The 15,722-nt window shown below is 70.9% G+C and carries 16 protein-coding genes and 1 tRNA gene; 6 read left to right on the top strand and 11 right to left on the bottom strand.

The window, feature by feature from the left end; all coding sequences use genetic code 11:
• Nucleotides 1-46: 46 nt before the first annotated feature.
• Both L0965_RS11910 and rsmD read left to right on the top strand, forming a co-directional pair.
• A complete protein-coding gene (locus L0965_RS11910) occupies nt 47-652 on the top strand; it encodes a 1-acyl-sn-glycerol-3-phosphate acyltransferase (RefSeq protein WP_101307222.1) in 606 nt (201 codons plus the stop codon).
• Nucleotides 653-673: 21 nt separating this feature from the next.
• Nucleotides 674-1,231 carry a 16S rRNA (guanine(966)-N(2))-methyltransferase RsmD gene (gene rsmD / locus L0965_RS11905; RefSeq protein WP_101306225.1) on the top strand — a complete coding sequence of 186 codons (558 nt, stop codon included), beginning with the start codon at nt 674-676 and terminating at the stop codon, nt 1,229-1,231.
• Between the two features lie 44 nt (nt 1,232-1,275).
• Here rsmD and thiL read toward each other — a convergent pair whose 3' ends face one another.
• The gene (gene thiL, locus L0965_RS11900) at nt 1,276-2,256 is read right to left on the bottom strand and encodes a thiamine-phosphate kinase (protein ID WP_101306224.1); all 981 of its coding nucleotides are present in this window, start codon (nt 2,254-2,256) and stop codon (nt 1,276-1,278) included.
• 22 nt (nt 2,257-2,278) lie between these two features.
• Here thiL and L0965_RS11895 point away from each other — a divergent pair, with 22 nt between their 5' ends.
• The gene (locus tag L0965_RS11895) at nt 2,279-2,758 is read left to right on the top strand and encodes a DUF3515 family protein (RefSeq protein ID WP_060958460.1); all 480 of its coding nucleotides are present in this window, start codon (nt 2,279-2,281) and stop codon (nt 2,756-2,758) included.
• Between the two features lie 33 nt (nt 2,759-2,791).
• Here L0965_RS11895 and L0965_RS11890 read toward each other — a convergent pair whose 3' ends face one another.
• From L0965_RS11890 to L0965_RS11860, 7 genes are all read right to left on the bottom strand, one after another.
• Nucleotides 2,792-3,874, bottom strand: coding sequence for a D-alanine--D-alanine ligase family protein (locus tag L0965_RS11890; RefSeq protein ID WP_101306223.1), 1,083 nt, complete (start codon nt 3,872-3,874; stop codon nt 2,792-2,794).
• Nucleotides 3,774-4,886 carry an NAD(P)H-dependent glycerol-3-phosphate dehydrogenase gene (locus tag L0965_RS11885; RefSeq protein WP_060958458.1) on the bottom strand — a complete coding sequence of 371 codons (1,113 nt, stop codon included), beginning with the start codon at nt 4,884-4,886 and terminating at the stop codon, nt 3,774-3,776. The genes L0965_RS11890 and L0965_RS11885 overlap by 101 nt, the downstream gene beginning before the upstream one ends.
• Nucleotides 4,887-4,899: 13 nt before the next feature.
• Nucleotides 4,900-5,685 carry a 1-acyl-sn-glycerol-3-phosphate acyltransferase gene (locus L0965_RS11880; RefSeq protein ID WP_234057988.1) on the bottom strand — a complete coding sequence of 262 codons (786 nt, stop codon included), beginning with the start codon at nt 5,683-5,685 and terminating at the stop codon, nt 4,900-4,902.
• The gene (gene murA, locus L0965_RS11875) at nt 5,682-7,040 is read right to left on the bottom strand and encodes a UDP-N-acetylglucosamine 1-carboxyvinyltransferase (protein ID WP_060958456.1); all 1,359 of its coding nucleotides are present in this window, start codon (nt 7,038-7,040) and stop codon (nt 5,682-5,684) included. Before murA ends, L0965_RS11880 begins: the two co-directional genes overlap by 4 nt.
• A gap of 76 nt (nt 7,041-7,116) precedes the next feature.
• A complete protein-coding gene (gene leuD / locus L0965_RS11870; protein ID WP_101306221.1) occupies nt 7,117-7,713 on the bottom strand; it encodes a 3-isopropylmalate dehydratase small subunit in 597 nt (198 codons plus the stop codon).
• A gap of 1 nt (nt 7,714) precedes the next feature.
• Nucleotides 7,715-9,184, bottom strand: coding sequence for a 3-isopropylmalate dehydratase large subunit (gene leuC / locus L0965_RS11865; protein WP_082734050.1), 1,470 nt, complete (start codon nt 9,182-9,184; stop codon nt 7,715-7,717).
• Nucleotides 9,185-9,332: 148 nt separating this feature from the next.
• A complete protein-coding gene (locus L0965_RS11860) occupies nt 9,333-10,400 on the bottom strand; it encodes a TerC family protein (RefSeq protein WP_101306220.1) in 1,068 nt (355 codons plus the stop codon).
• A gap of 265 nt (nt 10,401-10,665) precedes the next feature.
• Here L0965_RS11860 and L0965_RS11855 point away from each other — a divergent pair, with 265 nt between their 5' ends.
• Both L0965_RS11855 and L0965_RS11850 read left to right on the top strand, forming a co-directional pair.
• Entirely contained in the window at nt 10,666-11,229 is a 564-nt protein-coding gene (locus tag L0965_RS11855) for an RNA polymerase sigma factor (protein WP_101306219.1), read from the top strand.
• The gene (locus L0965_RS11850) at nt 11,226-12,356 is read left to right on the top strand and encodes a DUF4349 domain-containing protein (protein WP_101306218.1); all 1,131 of its coding nucleotides are present in this window, start codon (nt 11,226-11,228) and stop codon (nt 12,354-12,356) included. The genes L0965_RS11855 and L0965_RS11850 overlap by 4 nt, the downstream gene beginning before the upstream one ends.
• A 77-nt stretch (nt 12,357-12,433) precedes the next feature.
• On the opposite strand, the gene L0965_RS11845 is transcribed toward L0965_RS11850, so the two are convergent.
• Nucleotides 12,434-12,509: transfer RNA gene (locus L0965_RS11845), tRNA-Glu, on the bottom strand.
• Between the two features lie 121 nt (nt 12,510-12,630).
• On the opposite strand from L0965_RS11845, the gene L0965_RS11840 reads away from it, so the two are divergent.
• Nucleotides 12,631-13,269, top strand: a complete 639-nt coding sequence (locus L0965_RS11840; protein ID WP_101306217.1) for an MBL fold metallo-hydrolase — start codon at nt 12,631-12,633, stop codon at nt 13,267-13,269.
• A gap of 72 nt (nt 13,270-13,341) precedes the next feature.
• Here the strand turns inward: L0965_RS11840 and L0965_RS11835 are convergent, their stop codons facing one another.
• On the bottom strand, nt 13,342-13,614 hold the full coding sequence (locus L0965_RS11835) for an HPr family phosphocarrier protein (RefSeq protein ID WP_060958450.1): 273 nt from the start codon (nt 13,612-13,614) through the stop codon (nt 13,342-13,344).
• Between the two features lie 40 nt (nt 13,615-13,654).
• Nucleotides 13,655-15,694, bottom strand: a complete 2,040-nt coding sequence (locus L0965_RS11830) for a fructose-specific PTS transporter subunit EIIC (RefSeq protein ID WP_101306216.1) — start codon at nt 15,692-15,694, stop codon at nt 13,655-13,657.
• Between the last annotated feature and the right edge of the window lie 28 nt (nt 15,695-15,722).

Here is a 15,722-nt window from a genome sequence, read left to right as displayed (position 1 = left end):
CCGCCGCGCTCGGCGGGAGCACAGCCCGCGCCCGTAGAGTCGCGTGGTGCTCCGACGCTTCCTCTCCCGACTCTTCTGGCTGTGCAGCCGGTGGCGCCTGCGATCCACCCCCGCCCCCACGCGGCCGACGGTGCTCATCGGCGCGCCCCACACCTCCAACTGGGACTTCGTCTTCATGTTGGCGATCTCGTGGCGCCTGGGCATGCGCATCCACTGGCTCGGCAAGGACGCGCTGTTCGCCGGCTGGAGAGGGCCGCTCATGCGCGCGCTGGGCGGCATCCCCGTCGATCGCACCGATGCGGGTCGCGTCGTCGAGGAGATCGTCGCCCGCATCCGTGCCGGTGAGGTGTTCGGGCTGGTCGTCACGCCTGACGGGACGCGCGGAGCGAACGCGTATTGGAAGAGCGGCTTCTACCGCATCGCCCGGGAGACGGGCATGCCGCTGACCCTCGGCTACGTCGATCGCACGACGATGACGACCGGGCTCGGTCCGACCGTGGAGCTCACCGGCGACGTCGCGAGCGACATGGACCGCATCCGCGCGTTCTACGCCGACAAGGCGGGATTCCGCCCCGAATGGCGGACCGAACCGCGACTGCGCAGCGAGGACGACGGCGCCGCCGGCGAGCGGGCCGACGCGCCCGCGGCGTGAGGTGCCCGTTAAGGTGAAGCCGTGACGCGCATCATCTCCGGCCGCGCCGGCTCGCTGGCTCTCGCGGTCCCGGATGCCGGGACACGACCCACCAGCGACCGCGTGCGCGAATCGCTGTTCGGCGCGCTCGACGCGGCCGATCTGGTCGCCGGGGCGGCGGTGCTCGACCTGTACGCGGGCTCCGGTGCGCTCGGGCTCGAGGCAGTGAGCCGCGGCGCCGCCTCGGCGGATCTCGTCGAGCGCGCGCCCCGCGCCGCCGCGGTCGCCGAGCGCAACGTGCGCGCCGTCGCGAAGGCCGTGCCGGGGGTCTCGGTACGCGTGCACCGTTCGTCGGTCGACGCGTTCCTGCGGGCGAGCACGGCCGCGTTCGATCTCGTCTTCCTCGATCCTCCGTACGACCTTCCCGAAGACGAGCTGAGCGGCGCGCTCGACGCGCTGGCTCCGCGCCTGTCGGCGGATGCCGTGGTGATCGTGGAGCGGGCGACGCGGTCGGGAGCGCCGATGCTCCCCGCGTCGCTCGTCCCCGAGCGCGACCGCGCCTACGGCGACACCACGCTCTGGTGGGTGCGACCGGCCTGACCACGGCCCGCTCCCGGGGCCCGATCCCGTGGCACTCGCCCGGGCTATCCCCGTCCGGCGTCCCAGTCGCGGTGGGGATCCCATCCGCTTCTGCCGCCGGGGAGGGCGCCGCCGACCGTGACGACGCCGTCGCCGGCCGTGACGCGGCCGATGCGCCGGAAGCCGTCGGGCAGGTCGGCTCCCGCCCCGAAGCACGCCAGCAGGGCGTGATCCTCACCGCCGCGCAGCGCCATGTCGTCGAGGGTGTCGTCGAGGTCGATGCTCACGCCCGAGGCGTCCGCCATCCGCGACGCGTCCAGCAGCAGACCATCCGACACGTCCATCATGGCGGTGGCGCCGGCACGGGCCGCCACCGGTCCGAGAGCGATCGGCGGCCGCGGACGCCGTTGCGCCTCGACGTCGGCGCGTTCGGCCGGAGTGAGGACCGCGGCATCCACCGCGATGGGCCGCCCACAGTCGTCGCGGAAGCGATCGAACAGCAGCGCGAGTCCTCGGCCCGCCGCCCCCAGATCACCCGCGACCGCGACCACATCGCCGACGCGCGCACCGGAGCGTCGCACGGGCGCCGCACCGTCCAGCACGCCCAGCACGGTGACCGCGATGCTCAAGGTGTCGGATGCCGCCAGGTCGCCGCCCTCGACGGCGCACCCCGGGGCGAGGGCGTCGCACGCGGCGCGCATTCCGCGCGCGATGTCGGTGACCAGCTCGGCCGTCGTGTCGTCGGGGAGCATGAGCGCGACGAACAGCGCGGTCGGACGGGCGCCCATCGCGGCGATGTCGGAGAGGTTCACGGCGGCCGCCTTCCACCCCAGGTCGAAGCCCGACGACCACGCGAGACGGAAGTCGGGACCGTGGACCAGCGTGTCGGTCGAGACCACGACCCGCCCGTCGTCGACGCGGAGCACCGCGGCGTCGTCCCCGGGGCCCACGACGGCCCGCGACGACCCCTCGAAGACCCCCAGGATGCGTCGCAGGAGCTCGCGTTCGCCGAGGTCGCGCACGGTCTCGGTGGGAGGCGGGGTCATTCCTCCACGGTAGCCTGGAGGGGTGCCTGCTTCGCGTCCGCTCGTCATCTCGGCGACCGCGGTGCTCGCCGTCGCGGTCGCCCTCGGCGTCACCGGGTGCAGCGCCACCGTGTCGATGACCCCGGCCAAGAGCGCCAACGACCCCGCCTGCGCTGCGGTCACGGCGCGCCTTCCCGCGACCGTCGACGGCCAGGAGCGCCGGTGGACCGACGCCCAGGCGACCGGAGCATGGGGCTCCCCCGCGAGCGTCCTGCTCACGTGCGGACTCGCGGCGCCGGGCCCGAGCACCCTGGTCTGCCAGACCGTGGACGGCATCGACTGGCTCGTCGACGACGCGGAGGCGCCGCACTACCGCTTCACCACGTTCGGCCGCACGCCGGCCGCCGAGGTCTATCTCGACTACGACCTCGTGAGCGGCCGCGATGTCCTGAGCGCGCTGTCGTCGGCGGTGCAGCAGCTGCCCACGGACGGCCGATCCTGCACCGACCGTCCGACGTCCTGAGCGTCGATCTCCCGCTGCGGGGCTCGCGCCCGTTCAGTGCACGCGGGCGAGGTCGATCAGCTCGCTGATCAGCTCCGGGTAGCTCATCCCCGACGCGATCCAGCACTTCGGGAACATCGAGATGGGCGTGAAGCCGGGCATCGTGTTCACCTCGTTGACGAAGAACTCCGTCCCGGTGAAGAAGAAGTCCACGCGCGCGAGTCCTTCGCCGCCGACCGCCTCGAACGCGCGCACCGCGATGCGCTGCATCTCGACGAGCTCGCCCTCTCGAAGGTCGGCGGGGCACACGAGGTCGATGCCGGGGGCGTCGAGGTACTTCGCGTCGAAGTCGTAGAACTCACGCCCGCTGATGACGATCTCACCGGCCACGCTGACCCGCGCCGGCTCGCCGTCGCGGCCGGCCAGCACACCGCACTCCACCTCGCGACCCACGACGGCCTGCTCGACCAGGACGGTGTCGTCCTCGGCGAAGGCCGTCGCCAGCGCGGCGTCCAGCTCCGACCAGTCGGAGACCCTCGAGACCCCGACGCTCGAGCCCGCGCGGGCGGGCTTCACGAAGGCGGGCAGGCCGAGCGAGCGGATGCGGCGGTGCCAGAGATCGTGGTCGCGCGCCAAGTCGCGCTCCGTCACCGTGACCCACGGCACGACCGGCACGCCCGCGGCCTTCAGGACGCTCTTGGTCGTGTGCTTGTCCATGCCGATCGCGGACATGAGCAGGCCCGCGCCGACGTACGGCAGATCGAGCAGCTCGAGGAAGCCCTGGATGGTGCCGTCCTCGCCGAAGCGGCCGTGCAGGATCGGGAAGACCACGTCGATCGGACCCAGCGAACGGATGCCGTCGGCATCCTGGACCTTGAGCTCGCGCGAGCGGACGGAATCCGGCCAGACGATGCGCGTGCCGTTGTCGACCACCTCGGGCAGATGCCCGGGGTCGAGGGCGAACTTGTCGGGGTCGTCGTCTTCGAGGACGAAAGCACCCTCGCGGGTGATGCCGATGGGGATGACCGCGAAGCGGTCACGGTCGATCGCCCGCAGCACTCCCCCCGCCGTGGCGGAACTGATCGAATGCTCGCTGGAACGCCCTCCGAAGAGCACCGCCACTACCGCTTTGTCCATTCTGGGTCCTCTCGCCCGTCGGCTTGTCGTCGTCGGTGGTCAGGTGGGGCGCGATGTCGCGCGGGTTCATCGTGCCGTCCAGGACCATCTTGACCTGCTCCACGATCGGCATGTGCACACCCGACTCCCGCGCGAGCTGCAGCACCGGGGCGACCGACGCGAGTCCCTCGGCGGTCTGGTTCATCTGCTTCACGACGTCCTGGAAGCTGTAGCCCTGGCCCAGCAGCCGGCCCGCGGTGTTGTTGCGGCTCAGCGGCGACTGGCAGGTCGCGATGAGGTCGCCCAGGCCGGCGAGCCCCTGCAGGGTCTCCTGCTGGGCGCCCTGCGCGACCGCGAAGTCGGTCATCTCGACGAGACCCCGCGTGATGATCGAGGCCTTCGTGTTCTCGCCGTAGCCGACGCCGTCGACGATGCCGATCGCGACGGCGATGAGGTTCTTCAGCACGCCGCCGAACTCTGTGCCGATGACATCGGTGTTGACGAAGGTGCGGAAATAGTCGTTGCGGGCGCGGCGGGCCACCGCCTCGGCCGTCTCCCGGCTCGTCGAGGAGATGACGGCCGCGGTCGGCTGCTCGCGCGCGATCTCCAGGGCCAGGTTCGGCCCGGATGCCACGGCGATGCGCGTCGGGTCGCAGTGCAGCTCCTGCTCGATGACCTGGCTCATCCGCAGGCCGCTGCGCTTCTCGACGCCCTTCATCAGCGACACGATCGGCGCGTCGGAGTCGGCGACGAGGGGGCGCACCGCTTTGAGGTTCTGGCGGAGGGCCTGGCTGGAGATCGCGAGGTACACCTGCGACGCTCCCTCGAGCGCCTCGGACAGGTGCGTCGTGGCGGACATGGCGCGCGGCAGGTTGATCCCGGGCAGGTACTCGCTGTTGCGGTGGCCCTCCTGGATCTCCTGGGCTAGCTCGGCACGACGAGCCCACATGACGACGTGCGCTCCCCCGTCGGCGAGCACCTTGCCGAACGTCGTGCCCCAGCTGCCCGAGCCGATCACGGCGACCCGGGGCATCGCCGACTCGCCCCTACGACTCAAGGCGACCCGTCTCGTTCTGGCCGTGGGCGGCCGGGTTCCAGCGCTCGGCGGGGGGCTCCTCGCCGCGCAGGGTGCCGAGGAGCGCGGCGACGTCGGCCATCACGGCATCCGTGGCCGCGACGAGGTTCGCCGCACCCATCGCGCCGGCGCCGGTGTAGGCCGAGAGATCGGTGGCGGGACCCAGCGCCAGCCGCACGCGTCGCCGCGGTGGCCAGAGGCGGAGCTTGCCGTAGCGCGGGAGGATCTGCTGCACGCCCCAGGTCGCGGCCGGGATCACGGGGATGGGCTCCGCGGCGGCCAGAGCCAGGCGCACGGCCCCGGTCTTGCCGCGCATCGGCCACATGTCCGGGTCGCGGGTGAGCGAGCCTTCCGGGTAGACGATGACGCCGCGGCCGTGGGTCACGAGGTCTTCGGACTGCTGCAGCGTCTGCTTCGCCGCCGCGGACGACGACGACCGGGCGACGGGGACCATGCCGGTCGCCCGCAGGGCGGCGCCCAGGACGGGGACGCGGAACAGGCTCTCCTTCGCCATGAACCGCGGAGCGCGGCCCATGCGCCACGTGCCCACCGCCAGGATCAGCGGGTCGAACTCGCTGTAGTGGTTGGGGGCCAGCACGTACGGACCCTCGGCGGGCAGGTGCTCGGCGCCGGTGATCTCGATCTTCGCGAACCATCCGACGGCCGGCACGATGATTGCGGCGAGCGGCCAGAAGGCGCTGGGCCGCGTCTTCTCGGCGGAGGCGCGTCGCCGCGCGGGACGGGCCACGCCGGTCATCCGACGACGTCGAAGTCGGCGCCCAGCGCCGTCAGCTTCTCGAGGAACTTCTCGTAGCCGCGGCGGATGATGTCCACCCCCGCGACGCGGGAGGTCCCCTCCGCGGCCAGGGCGGCGATGACGTAGCTGTAGCCGCCGCGCAGGTCGGGAACGACGACGTCGGCGCCGTGCAGCGGCGTCGGGCCGGTGATGACGGCGGCCTGCTCCAGCGCGCGGCGCGGGACGCGGCGGTCGGCGCTGGCGATGCCCTCGGGGTGCACGACGATGTCGGCGCCCATCTTGTTGAGGGCCTGGGTGAAGCCGAGACGGTTCTCGTAGACCGTCTCGTGAACGGTAGAGACGCCCTCGGCCTGCGTGAGCGCGACGATGAGGGGCTGCTGCCAGTCGGTCATGAAACCGGGGTGGACATCGGTCTCGACGACGACGGGCTTGAGCGCACCGCCGCGGCGGAAACGGATGCCGTCCTCGTGGATGTCGAAGTCGCCGCCCACCTTGCGGAAGACGTTGAGGAAGGTCAGCATCTCCTGCTGCTTCGCTCCGCCGACGAAGATGTCGCCGTCCGTGGCCAGCGCCGCGCAGGCCCAGGATGCGGCCTCGTTGCGGTCGAAGATGCTCCGGTGGTCGTAGCCGCGCAGCGACTCGACACCCTCGATGAAGATGACGCGGTTGGGCTCGTAGGAGATGATCGCGCCCATCTTCTGCAGGACGGCGATGAGATCCATGATCTCCGGCTCGATGGCCGCGTTGCGAAGCTCGGTGGTGCCCTTCGCGCGCACGGCCGTCAGCAGCACCTGCTCGGTCGCTCCCACGCTCGGGTACGGCAGGGCGATGTTCGCCCCGGAGAGCCCGTTCGGAGCGGAGAGGCGGATGCCGCTGGGCAGCTTGTCCACCGTCGCGCCGAAGGCGCGCAGCGCGTCGAGGTGGAAGTCGATCGGACGGTCGCCGATGCGGCATCCGCCGAGGTCCGGGATGAAGGCCTGGCCGAGCAGGTGCAGCAGCGGTCCGCAGAAGAGGATCGGGATGCGCGACGCGCCCGCGTGGGCGTCGATCTCCTCCATGTGCGCCGAGACCGCTCCGCGCGGGTCGAGACGCAGGACGCCGTCGCCGTCGTCGGTCACGGTCACGCCGTGCACCTCCAGGAGCGATCGCACGACCTGGACATCGCTGATGTCGGGTACGTCGCGCAGCACGCTCTCGGTCTCGCCGAGCAGCGCCGCGACCATCGCCTTGGTGGCGAGGTTCTTGGCGCCCTTCACCTCGACGCGTCCGGTCAGCGGCCGCCCGCCCCGGATCTCGAGGACCGAGCCCTCGCCTCCGGCGGGTGTCGACGCCGAAGCGCTCAGGAGGGTGTTCATGGATCGAACCTCACATCGTGTGTCGAGGACGGGAAAGGAGAGGGGCGGGCATGCCCCGATCGGGGGCGGGTCCGTCCTAGCGGACCGGCAGCGTCCGGGGGCGCCACGCCTCGCGGCGCGCCTCGAACTGCGCGATCCTGTCCTCGTTGCGCAGGGTCAGCCCGATGTCGTCGAGGCCTTCGAGGAGTCTCCACCTAGTGTAATCGTCGATCTCGAACGAGACCCGGAGCTCGCCGATCGTCGCGGTGCGCTCGACGAGGTCGACGGTGATCTCGGCGCCCGGATGCGCGTCGATCTCGGCCCAGATCGCCTCGAGGTCGGCCTCGGAGATCACGCCCGTGACCAGGCCCTGCTTGCCGGCGTTGCCCCGGAAGATGTCGGCGAACTTCGGGCTCAGCACCACCTGGAAGCCGTAGTCGCGCAGCGCCCACACGGCGTGTTCGCGGCTCGACCCGGTTCCGAAGTCGGGACCCGCGACGAGCACCGAGGCGTGCGAGAACGTCGGCTGGTTCAGGACGAACTCGGGGTCCTGTCGCCAGTTGGCGAACAGCGCGTCCTCGAAACCGGTCTTGGTCACCCGCTTGAGGTAGACCGCCGGGATGATCTGGTCGGTGTCGACCGCCGAACGCTTCAGCGCGGCGGCGACGCCGGTGTGGGTCGTGAACTTCTCCACGTCAGGCTCCAATCCCGGTCGTCGCGCGCTCCGCAGGTGAGTCGATACGGGGCAGATCGGACGGACTCGCGAGGCGGCCCAGCACCGCGGTGGCGGCGGCCACGAGCGGCGACACGAGGTGCGTGCGCCCGCCCTTGCCCTGACGGCCCTCGAAGTTGCGGTTGCTGGTGGAGGCGCAGCGCTCGCCCGGGGCGAGCTGGTCGGGGTTCATGCCCAGACACATCGAGCACCCCGCGAACCGCCACTCGGCGCCGAACGCGGTGAAGACCTTGTCGAGGCCCTCCGCCTCGGCTTCCAGGCGCACGCGCGCCGAGCCGGGGACGACCATCACCCGCACGTGCTCCGCCTTCTGACGCCCCTCGATGACCGACGCGAAGGCGCGCAGGTCCTCGATGCGGCTGTTCGTGCAGGAGCCCATGAACACGGCATCCACCGCGACGTCCTTCAACGGCGTGCCGGCGGCGAGATCCATGTACTCCAGCGCACGCTCCGCGGCCGCGCGCTCGTTCGCGTCGGCGAAGGATGCCGGGTCGGGAACGACGTCCGACAGCGAGACGCCCTGCCCGGGATTGGTGCCCCAGGTGACGAAGGGCTCGAGCTCGTTCGCGTCGAGGAAGACCTCGGCGTCGTAGACGGCGCCCTCGTCGCTCGGCAGCGTGCGCCAATAGGCGACGGCGTCGTCCCAGTCCTGGCCCTGGGGGGCGTGCGGCTTGTCCTTCACGTAGGCGAACGTCGTCTCATCGGGGGCGATCATGCCGGCGCGGGCGCCCGCCTCGATGGACATGTTGCACATCGTCATGCGGCCCTCCATCGACAGCGACCGGATGGCGCTGCCGCGGAACTCGAGCACGTAGCCCTGGCCGCCGTTCGCCCCGATCTTGGCGATGATCGCGAGGATGATGTCCTTCGCGGTGACCCCGGGCTTCAGCTCGCCCTCGACGGTGATGGCCATCGTCTTGAACGGCTTCAGCGGCAGGGTCTGCGTGGCCAGGACGTGCTCGACCTCGCTCGTGCCGATACCGAAGGCCATGGCACCGAACGCGCCGTGCGTCGAGGTGTGGCTGTCGCCGCAGACGACGGTGATGCCGGGCATGGTCAGGCCCAGCTGGGGCCCGACGACGTGGACGATGCCCTGTTCCTTGTCGCCGAGCGAGTGCAGGCGTACGCCGAACTCCTCCGCGTTGCGACGCAGGGTCTCGATCTGCGTCCGGCTCGTCAGGTCGGCGATCGGCTTGTCGATCTCGAGCGTCGGGGTGTTGTGGTCCTCGGTCGCGATCGTGAGGTCGAGTCGCCGCACCGGGCGGCCCTCCGCACGCAGGCCGTCGAAGGCCTGCGGGCTCGTGACCTCGTGCACCAGGTGCAGGTCGATGTAGATCAGGTCGGGCTGGCCGTCTTCGCCCTTGACCACGAGGTGGTCGTCCCACACCTTCTCGGCGAGGGTCCGCGGGCGGTCGGGAATCGTCATGCTCATGCTGTCTCGTTCTCCAGATAAGAGGATCAAGCCCGCGACGGACTCCGCGACGAGTGAGGGCTCAGAACGAGGTCTCGTCGCGGCCGCTAAGGAGAAGACGAGCGATCCGCACGGCCTCAGAATACCACCGCGTGGATCGGCGTCGCCCTCAGCGCCCCTCGACGGTCGGCGGCGTGCCCTTCTCGTCGGCGACCGCTTCGGCCGCCGCTGCCGGCGTCCGGGGCGCCGCCGCGGGCTCTGCGCCGCGCTCCCGCGCGGAGGCCACGAGGCTCGCCCCGGTCGCCACGACCATCGAGACGACGATGACTCCGAGCGACATCCAGGTCGAGATGTCGGGCGCCCACGCGATGTGCTCGCCGCCGTTGATGAACGGGAGCTCGTTCTCGTGCATCGCGTGCGCGATCAGCTTCACCCCGATGAAGGCGAGGATGAAGGCGATGCCGTAGTGCAGGTACTTGAGCCGGTCGAGCAGGTCGCCCAACAGGAAGTAGAGCTGGCGCAGCCCCATCAGCGCGAAGATGTTCGCCGTGAACACGATGAACGCGTTCTGGGTGATGCCGAAGATCGCGGGGATCGAGTCGAGCGCGAACAGCAGGTCGGTCATGCCGATGGCCACGAACACGATGATCATGGGCGTGAACATCCGCTTGCCGTCGACGACCGTGCGCACCTTCGGACCGTCGTAGTCGTCGCTGATGTCGATCGTGCGCCGCAGCAGCCGCACGATGTACGACTCCTTCTTGACCTCGTCCTCGTGGTCGCCGCCCGGGAAGGCCTGCTTCCAGGCGGTGTAGATGAGGAAGGCCCCGAAGATGTAGAAGATCCAGCTGAACTGCTCGATGATCGCCGCTCCGGCGAGGATGAACAGGCCCCTGAGCACGAGCGCGATGATGATGCCCACCATCAGCACCTTCTGCTGGTACCGGCGCGGCACCGAGAACTGGCTCATGATCAGCACGAAGACGAAGAGGTTGTCGATGGAGAGGCTGTACTCCGTGAGCCACCCGGCGACGAACTGCCCGGCATACTCGCCGCCGGCGAAGAACCACATGAATCCCGCGAACACGAGCGCGAGGGCGACGTAGAAGACGACCCACAGGCTCGACTCCTTGGGCGACGGGATGTGCGGTCGCTTCGCGATGAGCACGAGGTCGGCGACGAGGATGAGCACCAGCACGACGAGCGAGCCGATCTCGAACCAGACGGGGAGGTCCATGCAGCCCTTTCGAGGGATGACGAAACGTCGAAAGTCTCTCCCCCGCGACCACCCGTCGGGCGGCGGCGGCGCGCGCCCGGGGTCCCGACGACGGGCCCGTGATGACGGACGCGCGAGGACGGGATACTCCCTCTCGCTCAGGACACGATACCGGCTCGCACCCCGGCGGCGCTCCCCGCCGGTCGGCCCGCAGGCCGGCGGCGATCGGATCTGAGACGATTCCTCCACCGCCGACACTTCCTGAGTGAGAGACGATGAGGACACGATGACCCAGGACACCGGCACGCGCACCGATGCCGAGCTCGTCGCGGAGGCCGCCGCCGGCAGCGAGCTCGCCTTCCGGACGCTCTACCGCGCCTATGCGCGGCCCGTCTATTGGATCGCGCACGGCCTGGTCGGCACGGCGCAGGATGCCGAGGACGTGACCCAGGAGACGTTCCTGGCCGCGTGGCGCAAGCTCCGGGAGCTGGAGCTGCACAGCGCGTCGCTGCTCCCCTGGCTCGTCACGGTCTGCCGATTCCAAGCGGCGAACCGTGTGCGCCGCCAGCGCCGCGACCGCGCGCACCTCGGAGCGCCCATCGACGAATCCGTGCCGGACGGCGTCGACATCGAACGTCAGGTGATCGACGCCGACCTCGCCGATCGGATCGCAGCGGAGGTCGCCACCTTCAGCGAGCTCGACCAGAGCATCTTCCGTCTGTGCGCCGCCGAGGGCTACGGCTACCAGGCGGCGGCCGAGCACCTCGGCGTCACGCACGGCGTCGTCCGCAATCGTCTCTCCCGCATCCGCAGCTCACTGCGCACCACCATCGCATCGGAGGGGTCATGACCACCGCACACACCGCACTGCCCGAGCTCGGCGACGATCGCGTGGAGGCGATCGAGCACGCGCTCTTCGCACGCATCGCGGACGAACGTCGCGCGCAGTGGGAGCACAGCGAACGCGAACGGATCCGCGCCGTCCGCCGCGGCCGCATCTGGATGGGCGGGGCCGCGGCCGCCGCCGTCGTGGCGGTCGCGGCGATCATGGCACCGTCGATCGCGGGAACCCTGCAGGGCACGTCCGGGGCGTCGTCCGCCGCACTTCCCGCGGTGATCGCACCGGGCGGGAGCACCGCCGAGCTCGGGCTGACCGACGGACGGGCCGGGGATGCCGCGGCCGGCGGCATGAGCGGAGCCGGCGTGGCGGCCGACGCCGCCACCGGGAGCGCGGGACGCGAGATCGCGACGACCGCCTCGGCGACCGTCGAGGTCGCGGACGCCGCTGCCGCGGCCGAGGGCATCGCGGCGGCAGCCGTCGCCGCGGGCGGCTACGTCGAATCCCAGAGCACCGGCGCCGGAGCGCCCGTCGACGTCATGTCGGGAACGGGAGTCGTCATGCCGATGCCGTCGGGCGCGTGGATCACCGTCCGCATCCCCGCAGACCGCCTCTCCGAGACGGTCGCGGGACTGTCCGCCTACGGGACGGTGACCTCGTCGCAGACCGACCGGCGCGACGTGACCACGGAGGCCGTCGACCTGCGCGCCCGGGTCTCCGCCCTCGAGTCCTCCGTCGCACGCCTCACGGAGCTGATGCAGCAGTCGTCGTCGACCGCCGACCTGATCGCGGCGGAGTCCGCGCTGTCGGAGCGTCAGTCCGAGCTGGAGTCCCTCCGACAGCAGCTGAGCTGGGTGCAGTCCCAGGTCGAGATGTCGACGCTGAGCGTCTCGCTCGTCACGCCCGCCCCCGCCGTCACCGCCGATCCGGCGGGATTCGGCGACGGCGTCGCGGCCGGCTGGAACGGTCTCGTCGCGACTCTCAACGGCCTGGTCATCGCGATCGGGTTCCTGCTCCCCTGGCTCGGCCTGATCGCGTTCGCCGCCCTGATCGTGTGGGGTGCCCGCCGGCTCGTCCGCCGTCGTCGGGCCCGCACCCGCGCGCCCGAGACCGTCGACGAGGCCGGTCCCGCAGCCTGACCCACCTGCGGGTCTGTCGCGTCGCGATAGACCCGCAGACGACAGAAGCCCGGTCCGTGTGGACCGGGCTTCTGCGGTGGTGACCCCAGCGGGATTCGAACCCGCGTTACCGCCGTGAGAGGGCGGCGTACTAGGCCGCTATACGATGGGGCCGTACCTTTTCGCTGCGTAAGCAACCGTTCGATTATGCCATGGCGAACGACCCCTCGCCAAATCGAGGCCCGGATGCGCGTCCGGCTTGCCCGGATCGCGGGACAGGCGTTGACTGAGCGACATGCGCGTCACCAAACACGAACACGCTTGCCTGCGCCTCGAGCGCGAAGGAAGCCAGCTGATCATCGACCCCGGAACCTTCACTCTTCCGCTGCAGGATCTGGCCGGGACGGTGGGCGTCGTGCTCACCCATGAGCACCCCGACCACTGGACGCCCGAGCACCTCCGTCGCATCCGTGAGCACGCGCCCGACGTACCGATCTACGGGCCGCAGGGTGTCGCGGATGCGGCCGCGGAGTTCGGCGTCACCGTCGTCGCTCCGGGCGACAGCGTGAGCGCCGGCCCGTTCGCGCTGCGCTTCTTCGGCGGGCGGCACGCCGTCATCCACGAGTCGATCCCCGTCATCGACAACGTCGGCGTGCTCGTGGACGACGAGCTCTACTACCCCGGCGACTCCTACGCGGTGCCCGAAGGGGTCGAGGTCCGGCTCCTCGCCGCGCCGGTGGGCGCGCCGTGGCTGAAGATCGGCGAGGCGATCGACTTCGTCCTCGCCGTGCGGCCCGAGCACGCCTTCGCCACGCACGACATGACGCTCTCGCGCATCGGACTCGACATGCACCGCGGACGCCTGCAGTGGGCGGCCGAACAGGGCGGGGGTCGGTTCAGCCCGCTCGACCCGGGCGACGCCATCGATCTCTGACGCCCCGAACGCCGGATGCCGCGACCCCCGGCGAACATCCGGGGGTCGCGGCATCCGTGGATCCGTGTCCGATCAGGCCTCGGCGTCGTGGTCCGTCTCGAGGAACGCGACGAGCGTGTCGAGGGCCGCCTCGGCGCCCTCGCCCTCCGCCTTGAGCGTGACGACGGTGCCCTGCGTGGCGCCCAGACCCATCAGCGTGAGGATGCTGCCGGCGTTGAGGTCAGGACCGCCCTCGACCGCGATCGTCACGGGGACGCCGGTCTGCTGGACCGCCTGCACGAAGAGCTTCGCGGGGCGCGCGTGCAGACCCGAGCTGCTGGCGACGGTGGCCTGGCGTTCTGCCATGGGATCCTCCTTGGATCGTGTTGGGATATCTCCATCGAGACTAGGCGTTCACGGCCTCGGGAGAAACCGAGGACGCACCGGGAATACCCTCGTTCACGGCCGATCCACGGCGTGCGAAGCGCTTGAGCGCGACGACGGTGAATGCCGAGACGACCGTTCCCGCGGCGATGGCGAGCAGCCAGAGCCAGAAGTTGTCGATCGCGAAGAAGACGAAGATGCCGCCGTGGGGCGCCTTGCTCGTGACGGCGAACGCCATCGAGAGCGCACCGGTCACCGCACCGCCGAGCATCATCGCCGGGATCACCCGGAAGATGTCGGCCGCCGCGAACGGGATCGCACCCTCGGAGATGAACGCAGCGCCGAGCAGCCAGGCCGCCTTGCCGTTCTCGCGCTCCGGCTCGGTGAAGAGCTTGCGGTCGATGACGGTGGATGCCAGGGCCATCGCCAGCGGCGGGACCATGCCCGCAGCCATGACGGCCGCCATGATCTGCAGGTAGCGCTCGTCGCCCGCGATGCCCGCGGCGAGGTTGCCGGTCGCGAAGGCGTAGGCCACCTTGTTGACCGGACCGCCGAGGTCGAAGCACATCATCAGGCCGAGGATGATGCCGAGGATGATCACGCCGGCGCCGGTGAGGCCCGACAGCCAGTCGTTGAGGGCCTTGGTGAGCCAGGCGATCGGACCGCCGAGCACCAGCAGCATGAGACCGGAGGCGAAGATCGAACCCAGCAGCGGGATGATCACGACCGGCATGAGACCGCGCAGCCAGCGCGGCACGTCGAGGCCGTTCAGCCAGCGGGCGGCGACACCGGCGAGCAGACCACCGACGATGCCGCCGAGGAAGCCCGCGCCCATGAAGCCCGCGACGGCACCGGCGACGAAACCGGGGGCGATACCCGGCCGGTCGGCCATGCCGTACGCGATGTAACCGGCGAGGGCCGGCACCAGGAAGCCGAACGACAGCGCGCCGATCTTGAACAGCACGGCGCCGAGGTAGACGATCAGCGAGGTGTCGCCGAGGTTCCACAGCGTCGACGCGCCCAGGATCTTGTCCGCGTTGAACGCGATCTCATAGCCGCCCAGCAGGAAGCCGAGGGCGATGAGCAGACCGCCGCCGGCGACGAAGGGGATCATGTAGCTGACGCCGGTCAGCAGCGCGCGCTTGATGCTCGCGCCGTACGACTCCCCCGCGCCCGACGTGGCGGTGGATGCCGCCGCCGCCGATCCGCTGACGCGGGTCGCGTTCGGGTTCTTCGCAGCGGCGATGGCCTCGGCCACCAGCTGACCGGGCGCCTCGATGCCGCGCTTGACGCTGGCGCGGACGACGGGCTTGCCGGCGAAGCGCTGCGGCTCGCGCACGTCCACGTCGACGGCGAAGATGACGGCGTCGGCGGCCTCGATGATCTTCGGGTCGAGCGCCTTGTATCCGCTCGATCCCTGCGGCTCCACGATGAGGTCGACGCCGTCCTTGCCGCCCTGCGCGGTGAGGGCGTCGGCCGCCATGAAGGTGTGGGCGATGCCGGTCGCGCACGCCGTGACCGCCACGATCCGGGCGGGGCGTCCGTCGATCAGGTGCGCGCTGTCCGCGCTCGCCGTCGCGGCGGGCGCCGTCGATGCTGCCGGAGCAGCGGTGCCCGACACGGCCGCGGTCACGAGGGCGACGACGTCCTCCGGCCGTTCGGCCGCGCGCAGTCCCGCGGTGAAGTCCTCGCGCATGAAGCTGCGCGCGAGCTGCGACAGCACGGCGAGGTGCTCCTCGGCCGCCGTGTCCGGGGCGGCGATGAGGAAGACGAGGTCGGCCGGACCGTCCTCCGCGCCGAAGTCGATGCCCGGCTTCAGACGGGCGAAGGCGAGCGTCGCCTCGCGCACCGCGGCGCTCTTGGCGTGCGGGATCGCGATGCCGCCGGGCAGACCGGTCTCGTCGGTCTGCTCGCGCTTCCAGGCGTCGGCGGCGAGGGCTGCGGCATCGCTCGCCCTCCCCGTCGCCGCCACGCGCGCGGCGAGGGCGTCGATGACGGCCCGCTTGTCGGTGCCGAGCGACGCGTCAAGGCTGACGAGCGCCGGCGTGATGATCTCTGACACGGTGACCTCCAGTGGTCGAGTGGGTTCA

This window comes from Microbacterium sp. NFH-22A-Y (assembly GCF_021401375.1).
GTDB lineage: Bacteria > Actinomycetota > Actinomycetes > Actinomycetales > Microbacteriaceae > Microbacterium > Microbacterium hominis.
This window is presented reverse-complemented; position numbering and strand designations above follow the sequence as displayed.

Coding starts and splice junctions, on each gene's coding strand:
- thiL (WP_101306224.1), bottom strand. CDS start 2,256: ATGACCCCGCCTCCCACCGAGACCGTGCGCGACCTCGGCGAACGCGAG.
- L0965_RS11890 (WP_101306223.1), bottom strand. CDS start 3,874: ATGGACAAAGCGGTAGTGGCGGTGCTCTTCGGAGGGCGTTCCAGCGAG.
- L0965_RS11885 (WP_060958458.1), bottom strand. CDS start 4,886: ATGCCCCGGGTCGCCGTGATCGGCTCGGGCAGCTGGGGCACGACGTTC.
- L0965_RS11880 (WP_234057988.1), bottom strand. CDS start 5,685: ATGACCGGCGTGGCCCGTCCCGCGCGGCGACGCGCCTCCGCCGAGAAG.
- murA (WP_060958456.1), bottom strand. CDS start 7,040: ATGAACACCCTCCTGAGCGCTTCGGCGTCGACACCCGCCGGAGGCGAG.
- leuC (WP_082734050.1), bottom strand. CDS start 9,184: ATGAGCATGACGATTCCCGACCGCCCGCGGACCCTCGCCGAGAAGGTG.
- L0965_RS11860 (WP_101306220.1), bottom strand. CDS start 10,400: ATGGACCTCCCCGTCTGGTTCGAGATCGGCTCGCTCGTCGTGCTGGTG.
- L0965_RS11855 (WP_101306219.1), top strand. CDS start 10,666: ATGACCCAGGACACCGGCACGCGCACCGATGCCGAGCTCGTCGCGGAG.
- L0965_RS11850 (WP_101306218.1), top strand. CDS start 11,226: ATGACCACCGCACACACCGCACTGCCCGAGCTCGGCGACGATCGCGTG.
- L0965_RS11840 (WP_101306217.1), top strand. CDS start 12,631: ATGCGCGTCACCAAACACGAACACGCTTGCCTGCGCCTCGAGCGCGAA.
- L0965_RS11835 (WP_060958450.1), bottom strand. CDS start 13,614: ATGGCAGAACGCCAGGCCACCGTCGCCAGCAGCTCGGGTCTGCACGCG.